The following is a 3,041-nucleotide window of genomic DNA, read 5'->3' as shown; positions in this document are numbered from 1 at the left end:
AGTAGGTCATCGTCAAGATTAAATTCCGAAACCCCAATTGCGAAAGCAGTTGGGGTTTTGTTTTGCCTGCAGGAAAATGGATCGTTTGAATTCTATGCAGCGGCCTGGTGCATGGCTATTATTCGGGCCTCATTTTGAGGCGAGATCAGCATGCTGACGTTGTTGAACCTTCTGAAGGATGGTCGATTCCATTCCGGTCAGGCCTTGGGTGTTGCCCTGGGAATTAGTCGAAGTGCGGTGTGGAAGCAGCTTCAGCATCTGGAAGCAGAGCTTGGGTTATCCATACATAAAGTTCGAGGGCGGGGCTATCAATTGGCCTCGCCGCTGACGCTGCTTGACTCGCGCGAAATAGAGGAAAGTATTGCTGACTGGTCTGTCAGTGTCTTTGATTCCATCGACTCAACTAATGCGGAATCGCTGCGCGCGATAGATCGAGGACGGGTGGCGCCCTTTCTTATACTGGCTGAACGGCAGAGTTCAGGGCGAGGGCGCAGGGGGCGTAAATGGGTGAGTCCATTTGCCGAAAACCTTTATTACAGTCTCGTGTTGCGCATCGATGGTGGGATGCGTCAGCTCGAGGGGCTAAGTCTTGTTGTCGGTTTGGCGGTCAGGCAGGCCTTGCATGTGCTAGGGGTGCCAAGTGCAGGGCTGAAGTGGCCCAATGATGTATTGGTCGGACGAAAAAAAATCGCCGGGATCCTGCTAGAGCTGGTTGGTGATCCAGCAGACGTTTGCCATGTAGTGTTGGGCATAGGCATCAATGTCAACATGCAGGCTACGGACGAAGTCGATCAGCAATGGACTTCAATGCGCCTAGAGTCGGGCAAGTCTTGTGATCGCAATGCTCTGGCGGTTGAGCTGAGTAAGCAGTTGCAACTCTATCTGCAGCGTCACCAATCGGGCGGCTTTTCTGCGCTTCAGGCGGAGTGGGAGGCGAGCCATTTGTGGCAAGGGCGGCCGGTTTCTCTCACTGCCGGTGTCAATAAGGTAGATGGTGTGGTGCTGGGAATCGATAATCAAGGCGCGCTGCGGCTAAAGGTGGATGGTGTGGAAAAGGTCTTTAGTGGTGGTGAGCTCAGCTTGAGGTTGCGTGATGATTCTTGAGCTCGATTGTGGAAACAGTTTTATTAAGTGGCGGGTACTGAATGCCGAGCTGAGAGTCTTGGTCGCGGAAGGTGTGGTCGATTCTGATGGGGCATTGGTTGAGGGGCTTCGATCGCTTGAGAAAATATCTCTCGATAAATGTCGCCTTGTCAGTGTAAGAACTGAAGATGAAACTAATTTGCTGATTGGCTTGCTCAGGCGTGAATTCGGCATTTCCGTCGTCTGTGCGGCGCCTGCTCGCGAGATGTCCGGTGTAAAGAATGGTTACGACGATTATGAGCGTCTTGGCCTCGATCGCTGGCTGGCGATGCTTGGTGGTTTTCACTTGGCTAAAGGGGCTTGTCTTGTTCTAGATTTCGGGACAGCGGTGACTGCCGATTTCATCTCGGCGGACGGTGATCATCTGGGGGGCTTCATTTGCCCTGGCATGCCGCTAATGCGTAATCAGCTACGTACTCATACTCGAAAAATCCGCTATGGGGATCTCGCGGCGGAGCGAGCGTTGACCAGTCAGGCTCCTGGGCGCAACACGGCTGAGGCTGTAGAGCGTGGCTGTTCGTTGATGCTCAGAGGGTTCGTATTGACGCAGCTGGAAATGGCGCATTCCTACTGGGGTGATGACTACAGTGTCTTCATTACGGGTGGTGATGCCGAACTGGTCTCGGATGTTGCGCCTGGCGCTCGGGTTGTTTCCGATTTGGTGTTCGTGGGTTTGGCTATGGCGTGTCCTTTGTCCTGAGGTTTGTATGCGTTGGTTGTTCCTTCTGCTTCTGGTACTCAATGTTTTTTATTACGTCTGGCATCAGCAGGAGGCCCCGCTACGCGCAAAGGATGTCACGCCGCTCAGTCTTTATCGTGGCTCGCAACAGGATATTCGCTTGCTGAGTGAGGCTGGTGGTGATGCTTCCCGTGAAAAAAGGACTGGTGGAAAGTCTGATGAGCAGTGTCTTTACGTAGGTGGTTTGGCGCGTCCCGAGTCCGCTCGGGCGTTAGAGCAGCGTTTGACGGAGCTTGGAGCAAAAGCTCTTCCTTCGTCAAAAGAGTCTTCCGGCGGCTCATATTGGTTCCAGCTTGCGCCCGAAACCCAGCGTTTACTGGGTGATGCTCAGCTACGAAACCTTTCCAAGGAATTCAATGAGTTAAAACATAAAATAATGCCGTGCGAGGGGGTTGCACCTACTGAATAGTTTGCATAGAATGGCGCCCGCTCCACAGCGAAGACCTGAAAAGGTTGATGTGATGGAGTGATGTCAACGCAGCTAACCTCAGGTTTTTAAATGAGAAAATGCTTGACAGAGGGTTGGCATAGTATAGAATGCCGGCCTGATTAGGAGGGGTTCCCGAGCGGCCAAAGGGATCAGACTGTAAATCTGACGTCTACGACTTCGAAGGTTCGAATCCTTCTCCCTCCACCAGATTTTAGCGTGAGCTGCAGGCTCCGCGGGTATAGTTTAGTGGTAGAACCTCAGCCTTCCAAGCTGATGATGCGGGTTCGATTCCCGCTACCCGCTCCAAGTTTGCAGGTTGTGCAAAGTGTTACGCTCTTGTAGCTCAGTTGGTAGAGCACACCCTTGGTAAGGGTGAGGTCAGCGGTTCAAATCCGCTCAAGAGCTCCATATAACAAGGCAGATATGAAAATATCTGCCTTTGTTTTAATGGCTTAAGTTGTTTGCTCAATTTCTTCTGTTAGGGGTGATATCGATGGCTAAGGAAAAATTTGATCGTTCCCTGCCGCACGTCAACGTTGGCACCATCGGTCACGTAGACCACGGTAAAACCACGTTGACCGCTGCTCTGACTCGCGTCTGCTCCGAAGTTTTCGGTTCGGCCGTAGTTGAGTTCGACAAGATCGACAGCGCGCCAGAAGAAAAAGCTCGCGGTATCACCATCAACACCGCGCACGTTGAGTACAACTCGAACATTCGTCACTACGCTCA

At 52.3% G+C, this 3,041-nt stretch carries 4 protein-coding genes and 3 tRNA genes; all 7 read left to right on the top strand.

Annotated elements, in window-relative coordinates:
• Positions 1–150 precede the first annotated feature (150 nt).
• Positions 151–1,104: a bifunctional biotin--[acetyl-CoA-carboxylase] ligase/biotin operon repressor BirA gene (gene birA / locus AC07Y2_RS28690; protein WP_074692372.1), complete on the top strand. Its 954-nt coding sequence runs from the start codon at positions 151–153 to the stop codon at positions 1,102–1,104.
• The gene (locus tag AC07Y2_RS28685) at positions 1,094–1,843 is read left to right on the top strand and encodes a pantothenate kinase (RefSeq protein WP_039773325.1); all 750 of its coding nucleotides are present in this window, start codon (positions 1,094–1,096) and stop codon (positions 1,841–1,843) included. The genes birA and AC07Y2_RS28685 overlap by 11 nt, the downstream gene beginning before the upstream one ends.
• A 7-nt stretch (positions 1,844–1,850) precedes the next feature.
• A complete protein-coding gene (locus AC07Y2_RS28680) occupies positions 1,851–2,291 on the top strand; it encodes a hypothetical protein (protein ID WP_103385523.1) in 441 nt (146 codons plus the stop codon).
• A gap of 143 nt (positions 2,292–2,434) precedes the next feature.
• Positions 2,435–2,519, top strand: a tRNA-Tyr gene (locus AC07Y2_RS28675).
• A gap of 25 nt (positions 2,520–2,544) precedes the next feature.
• Positions 2,545–2,618: transfer RNA gene (locus AC07Y2_RS28670), tRNA-Gly, on the top strand.
• A gap of 26 nt (positions 2,619–2,644) precedes the next feature.
• Positions 2,645–2,720: transfer RNA gene (locus tag AC07Y2_RS28665), tRNA-Thr, on the top strand.
• Positions 2,721–2,805: 85 nt separating this feature from the next.
• Positions 2,806–3,041: GTP-binding protein (locus AC07Y2_RS28660; RefSeq protein ID WP_316906963.1), on the top strand; the 236-nt coding region annotated here is incomplete at its 3' end.

The organism is Pseudomonas sp. GW456-12-1-14-TSB6 (genome assembly GCF_059424205.1).
Note: the sequence above shows the minus strand (reverse complement) of the source record. Positions and strands in the feature narration are given on the sequence as shown.

Excerpts from the sequence above, each read along its gene's own strand:
- birA (WP_074692372.1), top strand. The coding sequence starts at position 151 with ATGCTGACGTTGTTGAACCTTCTGAAGGATGGTCGATTCCATTCCGGT.
- AC07Y2_RS28685 (WP_039773325.1), top strand. The coding sequence starts at position 1,094 with ATGATTCTTGAGCTCGATTGTGGAAACAGTTTTATTAAGTGGCGGGTA.
- AC07Y2_RS28680 (WP_103385523.1), top strand. The coding sequence starts at position 1,851 with ATGCGTTGGTTGTTCCTTCTGCTTCTGGTACTCAATGTTTTTTATTAC.